Annotated in this window: 18 protein-coding genes; 10 read left to right on the top strand and 8 right to left on the bottom strand. The window is 52.7% G+C overall.

Annotated elements, in window-relative coordinates; genetic code table 11:
• Positions 1 to 127: 127 nt before the first annotated feature.
• The 7 genes from ACYVHX_RS16295 (at position 128) to ACYVHX_RS16325 (ending at position 9,512) form a co-directional block, all read left to right on the top strand.
• A complete protein-coding gene (locus ACYVHX_RS16295) occupies positions 128 to 1,477 on the top strand; it encodes a sensor histidine kinase (RefSeq protein ID WP_460672723.1) in 1,350 nt (449 codons plus the stop codon).
• Between the two features lie 38 nt (positions 1,478 to 1,515).
• Positions 1,516 to 1,890 carry a response regulator gene (locus ACYVHX_RS16300; protein WP_460672724.1) on the top strand — a complete coding sequence of 125 codons (375 nt, stop codon included), beginning with the start codon at positions 1,516 to 1,518 and terminating at the stop codon, positions 1,888 to 1,890.
• The gene (locus ACYVHX_RS16305) at positions 1,887 to 2,933 is read left to right on the top strand and encodes an adenylate/guanylate cyclase domain-containing protein (RefSeq protein WP_460672725.1); all 1,047 of its coding nucleotides are present in this window, start codon (positions 1,887 to 1,889) and stop codon (positions 2,931 to 2,933) included. Before ACYVHX_RS16300 ends, ACYVHX_RS16305 begins: the two co-directional genes overlap by 4 nt.
• Positions 2,934 to 3,139: 206 nt before the next feature.
• Positions 3,140 to 3,757: a TetR/AcrR family transcriptional regulator gene (locus ACYVHX_RS16310; RefSeq protein WP_460672726.1), complete on the top strand. Its 618-nt coding sequence runs from the start codon at positions 3,140 to 3,142 to the stop codon at positions 3,755 to 3,757.
• A 41-nt stretch (positions 3,758 to 3,798) separates the two neighbouring features.
• A complete protein-coding gene (locus ACYVHX_RS16315) occupies positions 3,799 to 5,184 on the top strand; it encodes a TolC family protein (protein WP_460672727.1) in 1,386 nt (461 codons plus the stop codon).
• Positions 5,185 to 5,249: 65 nt separating this feature from the next.
• Positions 5,250 to 6,326, top strand: coding sequence for an efflux RND transporter periplasmic adaptor subunit (locus ACYVHX_RS16320; protein ID WP_460672728.1), 1,077 nt, complete (start codon positions 5,250 to 5,252; stop codon positions 6,324 to 6,326).
• A gap of 111 nt (positions 6,327 to 6,437) precedes the next feature.
• Positions 6,438 to 9,512 carry an efflux RND transporter permease subunit gene (locus tag ACYVHX_RS16325; RefSeq protein ID WP_460672729.1) on the top strand — a complete coding sequence of 1,025 codons (3,075 nt, stop codon included), beginning with the start codon at positions 6,438 to 6,440 and terminating at the stop codon, positions 9,510 to 9,512.
• Positions 9,513 to 9,922: 410 nt separating this feature from the next.
• Here the strand turns inward: ACYVHX_RS16325 and ACYVHX_RS16330 are convergent, their stop codons facing one another.
• Positions 9,923 to 10,522, bottom strand: a complete 600-nt coding sequence (locus tag ACYVHX_RS16330) for a Crp/Fnr family transcriptional regulator (RefSeq protein WP_460672730.1) — start codon at positions 10,520 to 10,522, stop codon at positions 9,923 to 9,925.
• A 268-nt stretch (positions 10,523 to 10,790) separates the two neighbouring features.
• Here ACYVHX_RS16330 and ACYVHX_RS16335 point away from each other — a divergent pair, with 268 nt between their 5' ends.
• From ACYVHX_RS16335 to ACYVHX_RS16345, 3 genes are all read left to right on the top strand, one after another.
• Entirely contained in the window at positions 10,791 to 11,201 is a 411-nt protein-coding gene (locus ACYVHX_RS16335; protein ID WP_460672731.1) for a DUF2141 domain-containing protein, read from the top strand.
• Positions 11,202 to 11,258: 57 nt separating this feature from the next.
• Entirely contained in the window at positions 11,259 to 12,731 is a 1,473-nt protein-coding gene (guaB, locus tag ACYVHX_RS16340; RefSeq protein WP_460672732.1) for an IMP dehydrogenase, read from the top strand.
• A gap of 152 nt (positions 12,732 to 12,883) precedes the next feature.
• The gene (locus ACYVHX_RS16345) at positions 12,884 to 13,219 is read left to right on the top strand and encodes a hypothetical protein (RefSeq protein WP_460672733.1); all 336 of its coding nucleotides are present in this window, start codon (positions 12,884 to 12,886) and stop codon (positions 13,217 to 13,219) included.
• A gap of 17 nt (positions 13,220 to 13,236) precedes the next feature.
• On the opposite strand, the gene ACYVHX_RS16350 is transcribed toward ACYVHX_RS16345, so the two are convergent.
• From ACYVHX_RS16350 to ACYVHX_RS16380, 7 genes are all read right to left on the bottom strand, one after another.
• Positions 13,237 to 13,710: an RES family NAD+ phosphorylase gene (locus ACYVHX_RS16350; RefSeq protein ID WP_460672734.1), complete on the bottom strand. Its 474-nt coding sequence runs from the start codon at positions 13,708 to 13,710 to the stop codon at positions 13,237 to 13,239.
• Between the two features lie 3 nt (positions 13,711 to 13,713).
• The gene (gene parS / locus ACYVHX_RS16355) at positions 13,714 to 14,124 is read right to left on the bottom strand and encodes a type II RES/Xre toxin-antitoxin system antitoxin (RefSeq protein ID WP_460672735.1); all 411 of its coding nucleotides are present in this window, start codon (positions 14,122 to 14,124) and stop codon (positions 13,714 to 13,716) included.
• Positions 14,125 to 14,244: 120 nt separating this feature from the next.
• The gene (locus ACYVHX_RS16360) at positions 14,245 to 15,348 is read right to left on the bottom strand and encodes an ABC transporter ATP-binding protein (protein ID WP_460672736.1); all 1,104 of its coding nucleotides are present in this window, start codon (positions 15,346 to 15,348) and stop codon (positions 14,245 to 14,247) included.
• Between the two features lie 5 nt (positions 15,349 to 15,353).
• On the bottom strand, positions 15,354 to 16,655 hold the full coding sequence (locus ACYVHX_RS16365) for a hypothetical protein (protein WP_460672737.1): 1,302 nt from the start codon (positions 16,653 to 16,655) through the stop codon (positions 15,354 to 15,356).
• A gap of 33 nt (positions 16,656 to 16,688) precedes the next feature.
• Positions 16,689 to 17,501, bottom strand: a complete 813-nt coding sequence (locus ACYVHX_RS16370) for a carbohydrate ABC transporter permease (RefSeq protein ID WP_460672738.1) — start codon at positions 17,499 to 17,501, stop codon at positions 16,689 to 16,691.
• A 3-nt stretch (positions 17,502 to 17,504) separates the two neighbouring features.
• A complete protein-coding gene (locus tag ACYVHX_RS16375) occupies positions 17,505 to 18,365 on the bottom strand; it encodes a carbohydrate ABC transporter permease (protein WP_460672739.1) in 861 nt (286 codons plus the stop codon).
• 87 nt (positions 18,366 to 18,452) lie between these two features.
• Positions 18,453 to 19,748: an extracellular solute-binding protein gene (locus ACYVHX_RS16380; RefSeq protein ID WP_460672740.1), complete on the bottom strand. Its 1,296-nt coding sequence runs from the start codon at positions 19,746 to 19,748 to the stop codon at positions 18,453 to 18,455.
• Positions 19,749 to 19,861 lie beyond the last annotated feature (113 nt).

Here is a 19,861-nt window from a genome sequence, read left to right on the forward strand (position 1 = left end):
TCTGTTCATCCACGGGCTTCAACCCCGCCCGGACCAAAGTCCGTCGATGCATTCATTGTAACTCTTCGCCGGAAAACTTAATTTGAGGGGCCAAATCGGCTTTCATGCGCACCACCGTTGACCGTCTATGGAAGTAGCTTCGTTTCTGATTGTCTTTTTTATGATTCGGTACATCCGAAATTCGCTCCAGACCGCCGAGCGATTTCCGGAGTGGGACCGGATGCTGACCATCGTCCAATATGCGGCCACCGGTTTGCTGGCTTCGGAAGTTTTTCTGGATACCGACCTTACCAAGTGGCTCTGGCACCTGCTGCTGCTGGGCATGGTGGGTGCGGCTTATTTATTGAAAGATTTCCGGCCGGTTCGCAACGTCTGGCTGGCGGTTGGGCCGTACATCGTGGTATCACTTTTCGGCGATCTGGCGCAGTTGATTTCCAGGAGTTTTTATGAAACCATCGATAGCGTGGTTGACATTGCCCGGATTTCGGCCTTCGTCTGGCTGATTGCCACCTGGATCAGCAGCCAGAAACAGCAGAAAGCCCTTGAAAAAGAACGCTTGAAACGGCAGCAGGAAGAAGAGCAAAACCGCATTATTGCCGGGCAGAATGCCGCCCTAGAAGAACTGGTGGCCGAACGAACCGCCGAACTGACGCGCCAGAAAGAAGAACTCGAGCAGGCCCTGACCGAATTGAAAGTAACGCAGGATCAGCTCATTCAACGGGAGAAAATGGCCTCGCTCGGGGAACTGACCGCCGGTATTGCCCACGAGATTCAGAACCCGCTCAACTTTGTCAATAACTTTTCGGAAGTGTCGGTGGAGTTGATTGAGGAATTAAAGGAGGAACGCCGGAAGGACGAACGGGATGCGGAGCTGGAAGAAGAAATTCTGGGCGATATTGCGCAAAATCTGCAAAAAATCACGCACCACGGCAAGCGGGCCGACTCCATTGTGAAAGGGATGCTGCAACACTCCCGCGCCAGCACCCAGCAACGGGAACCCACCAACCTGAACGCCCTGGCCGACGAATACCTGCGGCTGGCCTACCACGGGCTGCGGGCGAGTGACAAATCGTTCAATGCCACACTGGTCATGAATTTTGACGACCAGCTGGGGCCGGTTCTGGTGATGCCCCAGGATATGGGACGGGTGTTGCTCAACCTGTTCACCAATGCTTTTTACGCAACGGAACAAAAACGAAAAACCGGGCTGGCCGGTTATCAACCGACGGTGCAGGTCAGTACGCTACGCGAAGACGACAAGATTGAAATCAAAGTTCGGGACAATGGCTGCGGGATTCCGCAGGCCGTGCTGAACAAAATTTACCAGCCTTTTTTTACCACCAAACCCACCGGGCAGGGTACCGGACTGGGCCTGTCGCTCAGCTACGATATCATTACCAAAGGCCACGGTGGCGAATTGACCGTTGAGACGGAAGAAGGTGAATTTACGGAATTCACCATCTGGTTACCTAGTTAATGTTTATCTTTGAAGATACCTTTTACCCCTTCGCCGACATGAAAGTATTGGTTGTAGACGACGAAACGGACGTACAATTGCTTTTTGAACAACGCTTCCGGCGCGAGATCCGCGCGGGCGAAATCCAGTTTGCATTTGCCCATTCGGGCGAAAAAGCGCTGAACTATTTGAACGAACACCCTTCCGAATACGTCTTGATTCTGTCGGATATCAACATGCCCGGCATGAGCGGTCTGGAATTACTGCGGCTGATCAGGACTACGTATCCGACTCCCCCACCCGTCGTGATGATGATTACGGCCTACGGAGATACGGATAGTCATGATCAGGCGATGGAACTGGGAGCCGACGCGTTTCTGACCAAACCGCTCGACTTTTCTAACCTGAAAGAAAAACTCAAAAACGCGTTATGAAGTCTAAGATTCTGGTCGTGGACGACGAAACCGACCTGGAGCTGCTGATTCGGCAGAAGTTCCGGCGGCAAATCCGCGAACTGCAATACGAGTTTGTTTTTGCTTACAATGGCGTCGATGCGCTGGTCAAACTCCAGGAGCATCCCGATATTGATATTGTTCTGAGCGATATCAACATGCCCGAAATGGATGGGCTGACCCTGCTCGAAAAACTCACGGAAGTGAGCCCCCTGACCAAAACCGTGATTGTGTCGGCCTACGGCGACATGATCAACATCCGGACGGCCATGAACCGGGGTGCCTTCGATTTTGTCTGTAAACCCGTCAATTTCGACGATCTGGACGCAACCATGCAGAAAACGCTCCGGCACGTGGCCCAGCTGCGCCAAACGCTGCAAGCCATCAAGGAGAACAACATTCTCAGGATGTACGTCGACGAGTCGGTGCTGAATTTCATGGATCGCCGGGAGTTTGAGTCCTCGCTGATGATGAACGAAACCGTGGAAGCCACGGCGGTTTTTATCGACATCTGCGGGTTTACGGCCATTACGGAACGGGAAAGCGCCGATACGGTGGTGAAGCTCATCAATCTTTATTTCGATGTGATGGTGAAGGAAATCATTGCCCAGGGCGGTTTTGTCGACAAGTTCATGGGCGATGCCGTGATGGCGGTTTTCCGGGGCGAATACCACCTCGACCGCGCTATTGAAGCTGCGCTGGCCGTTCGGAATCACATTGAGCAACTGGAAAAAACCGTACCGGGCGAGCCGGTTTACACGCCCAAAGTGGCCATCGGGATCAACACCGGCGAGGTGATTTCGGGCAATATCGGCTCGGCCACGCTCCGGCGGCTGGATTATACGGTCATCGGCGATGTGGTCAACACGGCCCAACGACTACAGTCCGTGGCGCAGGAAGGCCAGATCATCATCAGCGATGCGGCTTATCAACAGGTCAAAGATTCCTTCAAGTGCCAGTCACTGGGTGAAACGTTGCTGAAAAACAAAGCCAATCCGGTGGCGATTTATGCGGTGCTGGAATAAGTTTTTGTACGATTCGGGCAGCAAAGTGACCCCTGTTTCTCCTTTTGATTGAGCAAAACCTTCAGGATGTCCGCCATTTTTCATTCTCTTTTTTCGACGGTTGATCCGTTGATCTTGACCGTTCGTCCTCTTTTTTCACGCCGAAAACTAAACAGCACTTGTTTACTAAACAGTGTTCAGTATATTTGTATCGTTAATTAACACACATGGGAATTGTTGAGCGAAAAGAGCGCGAGAAAGAGGAAATGCGGAAACTGATTCTGGAAGCAGCCCAAAAGCTATTTCTGGAGAACGGTTTTGAAAAGGTGAGCATCCGGAACATTGCCGACGCCATTGAGTACAGTCCGGCGACTATTTACCTGTATTACAAGGATAAAAAAGATCTGTTGTATGCGCTGCACCAGATCGGTTTCCAAAAAATGGTGGATGAGTTTCAGGGCGCGCTGGCCCTGGAGATGCCGTTTGATCGTCTGGTAGACATGGGCCGCCGGTATTTTCAGTTCGCCTTTGACAACCCGGAATTGTTTGACCTGATGTTCATCATGACGGCCCCGATGGATGCGCTGGCCTGCAAAGATGACATCTGGGACGAAGGTAAAGCGGCTTTTAATTTGCTGGTTTTCTGCGTCCAGGAGTGCATTGATACCGGCGTGTTCAAAACCCGGGATGCTGAAGTAGCGGCCATGATGATCTGGAGCGCCGTACACGGTTATACGGCCCTGTTTCTCCGGAAACGTCTGGAAATGTTCGAGGAAAACCGCCGAAAAGAATTGATGGATGAAGCGTTCAAACTGTTCATAGAGACCATTCGTCGCGGACTCTAAAAAATTTTGCCTATTAGTGAACACTGTTTATTTTATGACTTATGATTACAAAACTAAAAATCAGCTACTTGCTGATTCTTATGCTGGAAATCATCCCGCAATTTAGTTCTGCGCAATCCGCCGAGGTACCTTCCACGATTCTGGATGCGTACGTTCAGGAAGGCTTACGCAGCAACCTGGCGCTCCGGCAGGAAACCCTCGAAATCAGCCGCGTTTCGGAGTCGATCAATCAGGCCAAAGCGCTGTTTTATCCCCGTCTGACGTTCAACCCGACCTATTCGCTGGCGGCTGGTGGCCGGCGGTTACAATTTCCGGTGGGTGATATGCTTAACCCGGTTTATGCTACGCTCAATCAACTGGCTGGTTCGGATCGCTTTCCGACCAACATCCCCAACGTCAACGAGTTGCTGGCCCCCAACAATTTCCACGACACCAAACTGAGCATTCAGTATGCGGTTTTTAACAGCGATATTCAATACAACTATCTGATTCAAAAAGATTTACTGTCGGCTCAGGCCGCCCGCAAGCGCGTGGTCGAAAACGAACTGCGGTATACCATTGCCACGGCTTATTACCAATACCTGCAAACCCTGGAAGCCGTTCGGATTTACGAAAACGCGCGGAACGTCCTGCGCGAACTGGCCCGGCTGAACGAAAAGCTGGTCAGCAACAATGTAGCGACCAAAGAAGTGGTTACATCGACCCGCTACGAAATCAGTCAGCTCGATCAGCAACTGGCCGGGGCCGATAAAAACCGCCAAACCGCCCGGACTTATTTCAATTTTCTGCTCAACCGCGACCTGACCGCCGACATTCAGGTGGACTCGCTGCTGACCCGAACGCTGCCCGCAACCCCGCCCGCGCTCGCGGATCTGCAACAAACCGCCCTGCAAGGCCGCCAGGAACTGAAGCAACTCGGCGGTTCGCTGCGGGCGTCGCAAAATGCCGTCAAACTGAACGAAGCGTCCATCAGACTCCCCAACGTTTACGTCGGCGGCAATGCCGGTTTTCAGGGATTTGGTTACACGTTTACCAATCAGGCGTATGTGGTGGGGCAGGTGGGGTTATCCTGGGATTTGTTTAAAGGCTACGAGAAACGCTCGAAAGTGCAGCAGGCCAAAATCCAGACCGAACTCGTCCAGACCAAATTGACGGAGGTCGAAAAACAGATTCAGTTGCAGGTTTTGCAGGCTTACTACGAACTGGATGCGGCCAACGAAAGTCTGCTGGCAACCCAGACCGGCCTCGTCAATGCCGAACAGAGCTTCCGGCTGATCGACAGCAAATACCGCAACGGGCAGGCGCTGCTGGTTGAGTACCTGCGCTACCAGAACGACCGGCTGACGGCCCAGATTCAGCAGGTGGTGACGCGCTACGAGCTGCTGACGAAGCGGGCCGCGCTCGATCGGGTGACGGCGATTCCGTAAACTCCACCGGTTTTTTAACAGATTCCAACTAACAACACCGAACTGTTTATCAACTAGTTACTACAATGAAAGCGTTACAATTTATCCTTATTTTTGTTCTGACCGGCGGCATGTGGGCCTGCGGAACAAAAGCCGAAGAAAGCCGGGGAAAGAAACCGGTGGAACAAAGCGATGACACCTCGATTCCCGTTAAACTAACGAACGTGGAATCCGTCGTTCGCTCGGAACCGGTCATTGCCTCCGGGCTGGTGTCGTCGTCGGAAGAAGCCAAGTTGTCTTTTAAAGTGGGCGGTATTCTTGAGAAGCTGTACGTCGACGAAGGGCAGGCGGTTCGGAAAGGTCAGTTGCTGGCAACCCTGAACCTCACCGAAATCAATGCGCAGGTGAGCCAGGCGCAGTTTGCCAACGAAAAAGCCGAGCGCGATTTCAACCGCGTCAAAGCCTTGTATGCGGACACGGCCGCCACGCTCGAGCAACTGCAAAATGCCACCACGGGCCACGACCTGGCCAAACAGAATCTGACCATCGCCCGCTTCAACCAGAATTACGCCCAAATCCGCTCGACCGTCGATGGCACGGTGACGCGCCGGCTGATGAACGAAGGCGAACTGGCGAGCGCGGGCGGAACGGTTTTTATGATTTCGTCGACCCGAAAAAACGACTGGATTGTTCGGGTGGGCGTTTCCGATAAGGATTGGGCGCGGTTAAAAACCGGAAACCGGGCCACCATCACCCTGGACGCCTACCCCGGTCAAACGTTTACCGGAACCGTTAGCGAGCTGGCCCAGGCCGCCGATCCCGGCAATAAACTCTACGATGTGGAAATTCGCATTAATCCCGGTGCGGTGAAGCTTGCCCCCGGTTTGTTTGCCAAAGTGACGCTGCAACCCGCCCAAAACCGCAGGTACGCGCTGGTGCCGATTGAGGCCATTGTGGAAGGCGATGGTAAAGACGGTTTTGTATTCGTGCTCTCCGACGACCACCGGGGCGCCGGACCGTTGCACGTCCGCAAAATTCCGGTTCAGATCGGTTTCATCGACAACGAAAAAGTCTTGCTGACGAATGGTTTGGCCGGCATCTCCACCATTGTTACGGCCGGTTCTGCCTACCTCACTGAAACCTCAACGGTCCTTCTCAAATAATCTCTCCGCTAAACTCTATTTCTCTCTGTTCACCTCCGCGAAACAATTTTAAAGCCATTTCGCGGAAGTAAGCAGAGGACCGCAGAGTTAAGCGGAGCAACGACTCTCGCCATGAACCTCTCCGAATTTTCCGTCAAAAACTGGCAGTTTATGCTGGTTGTTTTCATCGCCGTCGTCGCGCTGGGCGTCAACTCGCTGTTCAATATGCCCCGGGGCGAAGACCCTGAATTTACGATGCCTTCGTTTGCCGTAATTATTGTGTATCCCGGTACGGATGCCCAGGACATGGAAGAACTCGTCGTCGACCCGGCCGAAGCTCGTTTCAATGCACTGGACGACATCAGCCATGTCATCACGACCATCGACGATGGACTGGCGGTTTTGCGCGTTGAATACGATTACAGCTCCGATCCCGACGAAAAATACCAGGAAATGGTGCGGGAAGTCAACGCCCTCCGGGCGCAGTTGCCGACGGATATTTTCAACATCGAAATCAAAAAATTCTCCCCCACCGACGTCAGCATTGTGCAGGTCGCTTTGCAGTCGGAAGTGGCTTCCAACAAACAGCTGGGCGACTACGCCGATGACCTGAAAGAACGGCTGGAGAAAGTAAAAAGCCTGAAAGGGGTCAAAGACTGGGGCTATCCGGCCAGCACCGTCCGCATTTCGCTGAACATCGAACGCATGGCGCAGGAAGGCATTCCGGTCAACCGGCTGATCGGGGCTTTACAGGCCGAAAACCTGACCATTCCGGGCGGTAGCATCCAGGCCGGAACCCGGAAATTCAACGTCAAAACCAGCGGTGATTACCAGTCGCTCGACGAAATCCGAAACACGGTTGTTTCGACCAACGGCCAGAAGATCATTTACCTGCGCGACGTCGCGCAGGTGGATTTTAATTACGAAGATGAAACCCACCTTACCCGCCTAAACGGACACCGGGCCGTGCTGGTAACGGCCAGCCAGAAGCTCGGCGAAAACATCGCAAAAGTCGGGGAGCAGATCAACCCGGTTATTGATGATTTTGCCAAAACGCTGCCGCCCCACATCAAACTCGTCAAGAACTTCGACCAGGCTGCCAGCGTCAATGCCCGGCTGAGCCGGTTTGCCAAAGATTTCGGAATTGCCATTCTGCTGGTCGCCCTGACGCTTCTCCCGCTCGGCATTCGGGCGGCCATCGTCGTCATGATTTCCATCCCGCTTTCGTTGTCCATCGGGCTTTCGCTGCTGAATATGTTTGGATTCAGTATCAATCAGTTAAGCATTGTCGGTCTGATTGTGGCCCTCGGTATTCTGGTTGATGATTCGATTGTGGTCGTTGAAAACATCGAGCGGTATTTGCGGGACGGTTTTTCCAAACGCGACGCTGCCATTAAAGCGACGAAGCAGATTACGCTGGCGGTTATCGGCTGTACGGTGACCCTGATTCTGGCCTTTCTGCCGCTGATGTTTCTGCCCGAAGCGTCCGGCGATTTCATCCGCTCGCTGCCTACCGCCGTGGTGACCACGATCCTGGCGTCGTTGCTGGTTTCGCTGACCATCGTGCCGTTCTTATCCAGCCGGATTCTGAAAGAAGAACACAACCCGGAAGGCAATATTTTCATGCGGTCGCTGAAACGACTCATCAGCGGATCGTACAGCCGTCTGTTACACGTGGCCCTGCGGCATCCGGTTTTTACCTTGCTGGGCGCTCTGGCCATTTTTATCGGCGCTCTGGCGCTGGTGCCGAAAGTCGGCTTCGCCCTGTTCCCGGCTTCGGAAAAACCGCAATTTCTGATCAACATCGAAACCCCCGAAGGCACCAGTTTGCAGGAAACCAATCGCGTGGCCCGCTACGTCGAAAGCCGATTGGGCAACGAACCGGATGTGAAGTACTTTACGACCAACGTCGGCAAAGGCAATCCGCAGATTTATTACAACATCATTCAGCGGAATGAGGCTACCAATTTTTCGCAGTTTTTTGTGCAGTTGCACGACATGCCGCCCGCCCAGAAGCGGCAAATGATTGACAACCTGCGGGATACGTTCAAGCACTATCCCAACGCCAAGATTGAGGTGAAGGATTTTGAACAGGGGCCCGATCAGGAAGCGCCCGTGGCGATTCGGGTGTTCGGCGAGAACCTGGATACGCTCCGCACCGTGGCCGCCAATGTTGAAACCGTGTTGAAAACCACGCCCGGTCTGATTTATGTCAACAACCCGCTGGCAACGCGAAAAACCGACCTGCGCGTTAAGATCAACAAGGAAAAAGCCGGGATGCTGGGCATGTCGGTGGCGGATATTAACCGCACAATCCGCCTGGCCATCGCCGGTTTGAACGTGGGCATGTTCAAAGACCAGAAGGGAGACGATTACCTGCTCAATGTCACGCTGCCAAAAGGAAAAACCGCCGACCTTCGTGTTCTTAACAATCTGTACGTCAATACGCTGGCGGGCGGTTCGGTTCCCTTGCGGCAAATTGCCGATTTGCAGTTCGAGACGACCACCAACCAGATCCGGCACTACGACAAAGACCGGTATGTTACCATTACCGGTTTTGTGAAAAGCGGTTATTTAGTGGATAACGTTTACAACGACGTGATTCAGAAACTCGACGCGCTGAAATTCCCGCAGGATTTCCGCTACAAAGCCGCCGGAGAACTGGAAAGCCGGGAAAAGTCGTTCGGCGGATTAGGCACGATTATCCTGATTACGGTTTTTGGTTTCCTGGCCGTTTTGATTCTGGAGTTCGGCACGTTCAAAAGTACGCTGATCGTCCTGTCGGTCATTCCGCTGGGCATCATCGGGGCCATTGCTGCGCTGCTGCTATCGGGCAACCCGTTTTCATTCGTGGCCGTGATTGGTTTGATTGCCCTGATTGGTATTGAGGTTAAAAACTCCATTTTGCTGGTTGATTTTACCAACCAACTGCGCCAGCAGGGAATGCCGCTGATTGAAGCCATTGAGCAGGCCGGCGAAATTCGCTTTGTCCCCATCGTGCTGACCTCACTGACGGCCATTGGCGGTCTAATCCCGCTGGCGATTGAAGGCAATCCGTTGTATTCGCCCCTGGCACTGGTATTAATCGGCGGATTAATCAGTTCAACGCTTCTTTCGCGAATCGTTACGCCAGTTTTGTATAAATTATTACCTCCGCGCGTCGAACTAAAGGAATCCGTCGTTGAACCAGAACTGGAATTAATCTAAAAAATACCATTTCTGTCCTGTCCATTTAAACGGATATTCGGTTTTAAAAAGGTACCGAATATCCGTTTTATATTGCCTCCTTTTATCCAGCATAAACGAAGTCATTTCATTTTTGCTAAACCACCTTTATAGTGTGAAACTAGTTTCACGTTCCCTTATAGCTTCCTAAATGACCCTTAGTGATTGCACCAACAGAACTATTTCAAGACATTTTGGTAAAAAATAAAGGCTATCGCCAGATTGCAATAGCCTTTATAGTAGCTGTAGTTATATACTTAATAACACCTAAATCAAACGGGTGAACAAGCTGTACACAGGTTTGAAAAGGATTAGCAATAGTACATTATTAGGTGTTGATGAAGGTTGACATAAAGCAATTGTAGGGTGCTAAAAGGCAATCAGGTAAGCCTCTATTGAATTAAGTTAACTTTTATTTTTTGTCCTCTCAATCGGCTTAACGTAAACCGGGACAAGCCCAGGTAGGAAGCGATGTGTTTTAAGGGGACTCTCTCACCGATTCCGGGGTGTTGCTGACAAAAGCGATAATATCTTTCTTCCGCAGTGAGCATTCTTAGCGAACGAATGCGTTCGTCGAAAACAAGCAGGTATTTTTCACTGAGGGCTCTTCCAATCAAATTTGTTGCGGGGTAATTTCGGTAAATCCGCTGTAAATCCGGATACGATATGTACAGCAATTGCGAGTCTTCCAACAGTTCAATGCCTTCCAAAGAGGGTTCCTGTTTCAAAAAACTCTGCGTTGAAACGGCAAAATCCGACTCTGCCGCGATCCAGGATGTTACCTCTTTTCCATCTATGTAATAGTAACTCCGAACCAACCCGGTGCCAATATAAAAAAACCGGTCGGCCACGTCCCCTATTGTTACCAAATGTGCCCCTTTCGGTGATTTCTGAACAACGACATACTCATTGATTACTTTTTCAATTTCTCCATTTATCGGACAGAGTTCACGCAATGTATCCAGAAATTGAGCGTATAATTTCTCTTTCATAGGAGTAGGAAATCGATCATCAAAGTATAAGTTACGCAGATAAAAAATAGACGCTCTCAACCGAATAAAGTCACCTCTTTACATCCTATTTTAATACCATTCGGTCGTTTTTAATCCAGATTTTATAGAGTACAAACTTCTATCCCCAATTACTAATGCCTTGGATTTACTGATCCGATTAAAAAATCACAACTTCTGCGCTGGCCAGAACAGACCAAAAACATCCACCGTCAAAACGGGTTCTTAAGGAAAACACCCTTTGATTTAGATGCTATCCCTTCTTTTCTGGCAACTCGCCCTGCACATTTTTACTTACAATGAGCCGACGTTCTTGGTTAATATTGAAAATGTTAAACAGCCAACCGGCCAAATTCGCATCGGGCTGTACAAACCCTGCGAAAACTTCCCAACAGGATGTAAACCGATTGAAAGTCAGGTGGTTGATGTAACCAAAACTTCTGTCCGTATCACTTTCAACGTAAAACCGGGTGACTATGCCGTGGCGCTTTTCCACGACGTAAACCGAAATGGCGAGTTGGATAAAAAAATGTTTGGTATTCCGAAAGAACCGTACGGTTTTAGCAATAACTTCCGTCCGCGTCTGTCGGGCCCCACTTTTGACGATTGCCGGGTCCGGGTCAGCGCGTCAGGAAAAACGATTTCGATAAAATTAATCTGAACTGAGAAGTTTTTTTAGTACCTTTGCCCGGCAAATAACATATCCTGTTTATTTGCCATGAGCTTAGATTCCTCCAAATTTCTCTACGAAGCGCTTACTTACGACGACGTCCTGCTTTTGCCTGCCTTTTCGGAGGTTCTGCCCCGCGATACTCAGACAAACACCCAATTGACCCGCAACATCCGGCTGAACATTCCGCTGATTTCGGCGGCTATGGATACCGTCACGGAATCCGAACTGGCCATCGCCATGGCGCAGGAGGGCGGCATCGGAATCATCCACAAAAACATGAGCATCGAGGCTCAGGCCGAACAGGTTCGGAAAGTCAAACGCTCGGAAAGCGGAATGATTATCGATCCCATCACGCTCACCGAAGGCGCCACCCTGGCCGACGCCCACCAGATTATGCGGGAATCGAAAATTGGTGGCATCCCGGTTGTCGATGCCTCCAACAAACTGATCGGCATTCTGACCAACCGCGATCTGCGCTTCCAGACCGAACTCTCGAAGCCCGTGACGGATATCATGACCCGCACCAATCTGATCACGGCCCGCGAACGCATCACGCTCGAAGAAGCCGAAAGCATTCTGCAACAATATAAAATTGAAAAGCTGCCGATCATCGACGATCAGAATCACCTGGTCGGGCTGATTACGTACAAGGATATTCTAAAGAAAAAAAGCCACCCCAACGCCTGCAAAGACGATCTGGGCCGTCTGCGCGTAGGAGCCGCCGTGGGCGTAACGCCTGATCTTCACCGGCGCATTGAAGCCCTGGTAAAAGCCGGTGTCGATGTCATCAGCGTGGATACGGCTCACGGCCATTCACAGGGCGTTATCGATGCGGTGAAAGGCATCAAAGCACGGTTTCCGAATCTGGACGTGATTGCCGGCAACGTAGCAACGGGCGAAGGCGCCAAAGCCTTAGCCGATGCCGGTGCCGATGCCGTGAAAGTGGGCGTTGGCCCCGGCAGCATCTGTACAACCCGGATCATTGCCGGAATCGGAATGCCGCAGTTGACGGCGGTTTACGAATCGGCAAAAGCCCTGAAAGGCACGGGCGTACCGGTTATCGCCGATGGTGGAATTCGCTTCTCGGGTGATATCACAAAAGCCATCGCCGGTGGCGCCCACACGGTGATGGTCGGTTCGCTGCTGGCCGGAACCGAGGAAGCTCCGGGCGAAGTGGTGCTCTACGAAGGTCGCCGGTTTAAAACCTACCGCGGCATGGGCTCCGTGGAAGCGATGGAAGAAGGCTCGAAAGACCGGTATTTTCAGGATGCCGAAGACGATATCAAGAAATTGGTGCCGGAAGGTATCGTTGGCCGGGTTCCCATTAAAGGACGCGTTGCCGAGATCATCTACCAGCTGGTGGGCGGTTTGAAAGCCGGTATGGGATACTGTGGGGCCGGCAACATCGAAACGCTGCAAGACGCCAAGTTTGTTAAAATCACCTCAGCCGGGGTTCGTGAAAGCCACCCCCACGATATTCAGATCCAGAAAGAAGCCCCCAATTATTCATCCCGGTAAGTACCGGACCGGTGGACTTTGGTTCGTGGTTTTCCTTTGCTTTTCAGCTGAACGGGAAAAAACACGGACTAAAGTCCAGCGGTCCATTTATTTTTGTGAAATATAATCCCGCAGTTTTTCGAGGCAGGCAATAAAAACCGGGTTTGCCCGTTATGAGGAAACAGTCCCAGACCATCTACGAAGTCACGGTTCAGTCCATCGGCTCGCTCAATGCGCTGCGTCAGCGCGAACCTTTCATTGTTTTTTTCTCGAATCTAAAAAAAGCCGTTGAGACGATCATTGGTCAACTGGCCCTGAATGGCTGGCCGATCAAAGTGAACTACACGGCGGTGTACCGCAGCCTGAAGCAACGCGGCAGCTATCAGTGCGATTTCGACGTAGCCGGTGCGAAAGTCTTCCGCATCCGGATTGTTCCGCAAACCCTGAACCCGGTTTTAACGACGATGGGCATTGACGAAAAACCGGCCGACCCGACCCGCAAGAAGTAATCTCACCCATCAGCGAATTATAGATCACCTTCGCGCCAAAGTCGGCGTTCGATCGGGAACGGTTCCTGCTTAACGACCCGAATCTTATCAAAATCCGGATGAGCCGGATGAAGTAAGTAATTGTCCGACATGGGTATCACCACGGAAGGTACGGCCGCAATCAGCGTTGCCGGTTCGGTCAACCAAGCGCGCAAAATCCACTGGGTGCGTTCGTAGCTTTCTTCATTCCAGTAGTCCGGTAAATTTTGCGACAAATACCGCGTAACATCACCCGGAATTTCCAGCGTGATCAGAAAGAGGCTGGGTAATTTCTCGTACTTAACCCGGGGTTGGTGACCCAGGGATTCGACCAGGGCAAGCGCGGGCGACGAGGTGGTGTAAAGAAGTGGATATCCTTTGGGATTCCAGCGACCGCCAAACAAGCGGGCACCTTCGGTGGACAATGGCTCACGCAGATAATTTGCTTTTACAGTTCGGTACGCAGTCAGCATCCTTTATCCGACAATACCGTGCTCAATACGCCCCAACACATCATCCACCAAGCCAAAACCAGTAGTGGTGTCCAACAGATGCAGGGGAGACTGGCTATTCAGTTCCCGAATGGGTGAGCGCAGCCAGTCGGAGAGCGTGGCCGCGTCATTATCAAAGACATTCAGCCCGTGTTGCAACAAATTCGTTAACAGCAGCAACCGTTCCGAGGCATCACGTGCCAGCTTATCGTCCGGTTTTAAGCGGTGCAGGTTGCGAACCGACATGTTCAGAATACGCGCCATCTCAATATCCGTCAGGGCTGCCATCCCGGCAACCCGGTCAGCCTCCGCACGAAGCATCCCCTGTCGGGATCGGTCGATGACGGCATAAGGCTCGTAAACAGCAGGAGGAAAAGGAAATGATTCGTACGCCATGCGACCAATGCATTATTTCACTATGATAACCGCAATATGGCACACCGGGTTCAGTTTTACAAGTCCTGCCGAAGAAAATAAACGGGATTGTAACCTCACTTTAGCTAAACCTTCCACTCATCAGCGAATTGCCTGCTCGGTTGCGGCATCAAAAAAATGGCATTTGTCAGCCTCCCAGAACAGCTCGACAGCCTGGCCAAAAGCCGGACTTTGATCTGCCGAGAGCCGGGCGACAAACCGCTGGTTCTCCATCGAAAAATAAGCCAGGGTTTCGCTCCCCATGTTCTCGACGGCTTCGATGGTGGCAATCTGCCGGTGGAAAGCGCGGTCCGCAGCGGCTTGATGGGTGATCGATTCGGCCCGGATGCCCAGCACCACGGTTTTTCCGCGATACGGTTTTAGAGCCTCCGCAGGAGCCGTATCGGCCAGATTCACCACAACCTGCCGGTTTGGACTTTCAAACCGCAACGGCCCATCGTCCGGAAGCCGGCCCGACAGAAAATTCATCGGCGGAGTGCCGATAAAACCGGCCACAAACTGATTAACCGGATGATTGTATAGATTCAGGGGCGTGTCGTATTGCAGCACATCGCCATTTCGCAACACCACAATCCGGTCGCCCAGCGTCATGGCTTCGACCTGATCGTGCGTCACGTAAATCATGGTGGCCTGCAATTCGCGGTGCAGCTTCTGCAACTCAATCCGGGTTTGGCCCCGCAATTTGGCATCCAGATTACTGAGCGGTTCGTCGAACAGAAACACCTGCGGATTGCGGACGATGGCCCGCCCAATGGCTACCCGCTGCCGCTGGCCGCCCGACATATCTTTCGGTTTGCGATCCAGCAGGCTTTCGATTTCGAGCATCCGGGCGGCTTTCGTTACCCGCTCCCGAATCTGGTCTTTGGGCAAACCGCGCAGTTTCAGACCGAAGGCCATGTTCTCAAAAACCGTCATGTGCGGATACAGCGCGTAGTTCTGGAACACCATCGCAATATCGCGTTCACTGGCCGGCACGTCGTTCATGCGCCGGTTGCCGATGAACAGCTCACCGTCGGTGATGGTTTCCAAACCCGCAATCATCCGCAGCAGGGTCGATTTTCCGCATCCCGACGGACCCACCAGCACCACAAATTCCTTGTCTTTGACCTCAATAGTAACATTCCGAATCACGCGCAAATCGGCCGTATAGGCTTTGGCGATGTGTTCTAAGCGGACTTCTGCCATGGCCGTTACTTGTATTTGTCCAGTAATTGCCCGGCTTCCGGGTATTTTTCGATGCGCTGGAAGGCCCACAGGGCTTCAATGGTCGATTCAGCCCCGGAATTCCGGTTGACGTCCGTGGCCGACGAAATCCCGTCGAAACAGCGGCCCGTCGTCGCGTCGTACATCTTCACGTTGGCCGGATTAGCCCCCAGAAACCAGCCCGTCAGTTGGGCGGCCAACTCCACATAGCGGTTTTCTTTCGTCTGCTCGTAAGCTTCCAGTGCCGCCCAGACCATCGGGCGAACCCCGTAAGCAATCTGCGCAAACCGGGACGTTTTGGTAGCCACGAGTTCGGTTCCCTGCAACGCCACTTCGAACGACTCCATAAACCCCTGCTTTACGACATACGGATAAAAAGTGTCAATTTCGCGTCGGGCCGCGTCGATCCAGGCGGTTTTGTTCAGCGCTTTCCCGACTTTCAGCAAGGCATACGCCTGATCGCTGCCGTAGGCATGCCAGGTATTTTCAAAACTCAGAATGGCGCCGAACGGAAACTTCTGGGCGTTGCCCTGCTGCATCGAAAGAATACCTTCGCCCAGCAACTCAATCAGTTTAACGGCCTGGGCGTCGGGGGTTTGCGCCTGGTAATTCGACAAACCCAGCATCATGATGGCAGCCTGGTCGGTGCCCGAACCGTAGGGCAGCCACTTCGGCACTTTCAGGCCCTGAATGAAATTCATTTCCATCGGTTTGTTTCCAAAGTCGCGGATCATGTTCGCGACCAGCTTCTGGTTGGCCGTTTGGATGCGGGTAGCCAGGGCCGCATCGGCTTTCTGGTAATACGGGTAGGCTTCGGACAAAAACCACAACGCCCGCCAGGACCACCAGTTCGGTTGGTTTACGCTCGTCTGGAAGGTTTTGTTGATGGTTCGGTCCGGCCATAAAAAGTTGTAGTAATACCCGTTGTCCGATTGCATCTGGAGCACAAACTCGGTCATTTTCCGCAGCTTATCCTGCTTGCCGGTTTGCGTGGCCAGATCCGGTTCGTGCAGGACAAACAAAGCCGCCCGGGCCACGTCGTCGATGCAGGTAAAGCCTTCATCCTCATCCCCGATCAGTTCGTAATTGGGCGCGTTGCTGTAAATGGCAATGGTCCCGACTTCCGCTCCGTTCGGCAATTTAAAGGTCTGGTAAAGGTGCTCGAGATGAGCCAGACTAACCCGGCGATTTGCCGGGGCCGGCTCCGAAACAGGCGATTTTTTGCAGGAAAACGCCAGCAGCAGGCATTGCACCAGCAGCAGTCCAAAAGTCAGGTGCCGTTTTATCATTGTCACTTTTTTGGTTTAAACGATTTTCAAAACTCAGTCTTTCAGCCCCGACGACGCCATGCTGCGGATAAAATGCCGCTGGAAAAACAGATACAAAATCACAATCGGCACGGCCAGCATCACCGCAGCCGCAATCTTTACCCCCAACTGCCCCTCGGCCCGCCCCCCCACGGAAAACAGCGTGACGAGTTGCGGCATGGTCATCGTCGGCTCGTCACGAATCACGATCAGCGGCCAGAGCGCTTCGTTCCACAACCCCATGAACGTCAGGATGGTGATGGTCAAAACCGTCGGCAAAATATTCGGAAACAAGATCTGAAAAATGATGCGCAGCTCCCCGCAACCATCCAGCCGGGCCGCATCGATGAGAGCCTGCGGCAATCCGGTAAACGCCTGCCGAAAGAGCAGAATGGATAACGAATTGAGTGCGAACGGCACGATGAGCGCAAAATACGTATCGACCCAGCCCAGTTTCACCATCGTGATGTAGTTGGGAATCAACGTAATCTGGAACGGCAGCGTCATCGTAAAAATGATCAGGTAAAAAATCAGGCTGCGCCCCCGAAACCGCAGCCGCGCCAGTGCGTAGCCCGCCATCGCGCCCGAAATCAGGACCAAAGTGGTGGTGACAACGGCGACCAGCACCGAGTTCAGGAACGCCCGGCCCAGCGGTATTTTCGAAAAAACCATTACGTAGCTATTCCAGGTGAACTCCACTGGAAAAACCGTCAGCGTACTCAGCCCCCGCTCCGACGACAGCGACGCGCTCACCATCCAGACAAACGGATAAATGAACGATACGGCCGCCAGCAGCAAGAGCAGATATCGGGTTAGTCGGGCGATCATGGCTTACACTTCCTGTTCAACATAGCGCTTTTGAATCGCAACAACCAGCAGGATCAGCAGGGCAAAAAAGAAACCCAGCGTGGCCGAATAGCCCATGTGGTAATACTGAAACGCCTGCCGGTAAATGTACATCACCGCCGAAAGCGTGCTGTTCATGGGGCCGCCCTCGGTCATGATGTACGGTTCGATAAAAAGTGAAAAACCGCCAATGGTCGATAAAACCACCACCGTAAAGATGGTCGGATTGATCATCGGCAGCGTAATGTGCCGGAATTTCTGCCAGGTCGTGGCCCCTTCCAGATCGGCCGCTTCGTAGTATTGAACCGGCACGGTTTGCAAACCGACCAGAAACAGAATGACGTACAGCCCGACGTTTTTCCAGGTCACCATGACCGCAATCGAATACATGGCCACGCTGGGGTCATCGAGCCAGGCGACGCGCGGCAGGCTGATGGCCGTCAGCATCCGGTTCAGCATGCCGAGGTTGTAGCCCAGCAGTTGCTGCCACAAAATGGTTACGACCACACCCGATACGATGACCGGCAGAAAAAAAGCCGCCCGAAAAAAAGCCGCCCCCCGGATTGTCCGGTTCAACAGCTCGGCCAGCGCCAGCGCAATAACAATCTGCAACGGGATGTGAATCAGCAAAAACCGCAGGGTGTTGTAAATCGCCTGCCAGAACTGCCGGTCTTTGAACAGGCGGGTGTAATTGGCCAGACCCACGAACTCCATCGGCGAGATGATGTTCCAGCTATGAAACGTCAGTACCACCGAAAACACCACCGGAAACGCCACAAACACCGCAAAATGCAGCACATAAGGCGCCACCAGGCCATACGGAATCCATTTGTCTTTTCGAGTCATACTCAATATGTTGTTTCGCGGAGATTGGCAGCGTTACACAGAGAAAATATTGAAACTCGCTCAACGCTGCGAAACAACTTTAAAATCTCAATTTCCCAGCAACACATCCACCGCCCGGGCCGCGTCGCGGATCGCGTCTTCGGGCGTTTTTTTGTTATAAATCACGCAGGCTTCGTATTCCTGCGAAATAATGTCGAACACTTCCACAATCACCTCACTGTTGTCCACCCCCTTGATGTAGCGGGTTTGCTGGGCAAACGGCAGCAGCAGGGGATTCTGCTTTAAAAAACCGGCAAAGTAGGAATCCGAATCCAGGCTTTTCCGGCGCGGAAACTGGCCCGTCAGCTCCATCAGCCGCAAATCGCCGGGCCGGTCGACGAGCGTCCGGACAAACTCCCAGGCCGCCTGCGGATCGCGGCAGGTGTTGAAAATAACAATGTTTTTGGGGTCGCCGTACGTGTAAACCGGTCCCCGGTGGTTATCCGGCACGGGCATCGCAAAGGTGCCGTACGCAAAACCGGGATCTTTGAATTTCTCCAGAAACGAAACCGTCCACGGGCCCGTAAACTGCGTGGCAATGGTTTGCGCCAGAAACGGATCGCGGGTCGCCGACAGCCGTTCCCGCGCAAAATAATCGTACTTGTACAAATCCTGCAAAAACCGGAAAACCGCCACCGCGGACGGATTATTAAAAACCGCCCGGGCTGGACGTCCTCCGGTCGTGGCAATCAGGGGAGCCCCGTTGGAAGCCGCCAGATACAGCGGGTAAAAATTGAATAACCGCTGGTACCAGATCGGTTTTACTTCCGTGTAACCCAGCCATTGGTCCGTATACCCGTCCTTGTTTTTGTCCTGCTTAAACTGCTGACCGGCTTTGAGGTAGGTCGAATACGTGAAGGGCGGTTCGGCCGCGTTCCATTGCGCCAGCGCCCGGGTGTTGCAGATGGTCATGATCGGGTTGACCTTCCACGGCACCTGGTAAATGTGGCCGTCCGACGAGGTGATTTCGGCAATCATGGCGCTGTCGCAGCGCGTCTTCAGAAACTCCCGAAATCCTTTCAGGGTGTCGAGCGGCACCAGCACCCCGGCTTTGGCGTACATCTCCACACTGCCCTGCCACATGTTGGCGTAAATGTCGGGCGTGGTTTTGCCCACCACCGACGCCAGAATAATCTCCTCGCTCGACTGCCCCTCCGGAATCGGCTGGTAACGCAGCGGTTTGTCGGGCCGCGCCTGCCGCCAGCGTTCTGTAAACTCCTTTGCAAACGTAATCTCTCCGGCATTGTTCGAGCACCAGAAGACCAGCGACCGCTCGGTCCGGCGGTTTTCGCAACTGCTGAAGAGAAAGGGTAGTAAAAGGAGGAGTAGCCGGGCGGTTTTCATGCGATAAAAATTATTTCGCGGAGTTAAGCGAGGTTTCGCAGAGTTAAGCAGAGAATAGTTTAGTAAAACTCCGCTTACCTCCTTTTAAACCGCTCGGGCGGCACCGTCTGCTC

Source organism: Larkinella ripae (genome assembly GCF_054780775.1).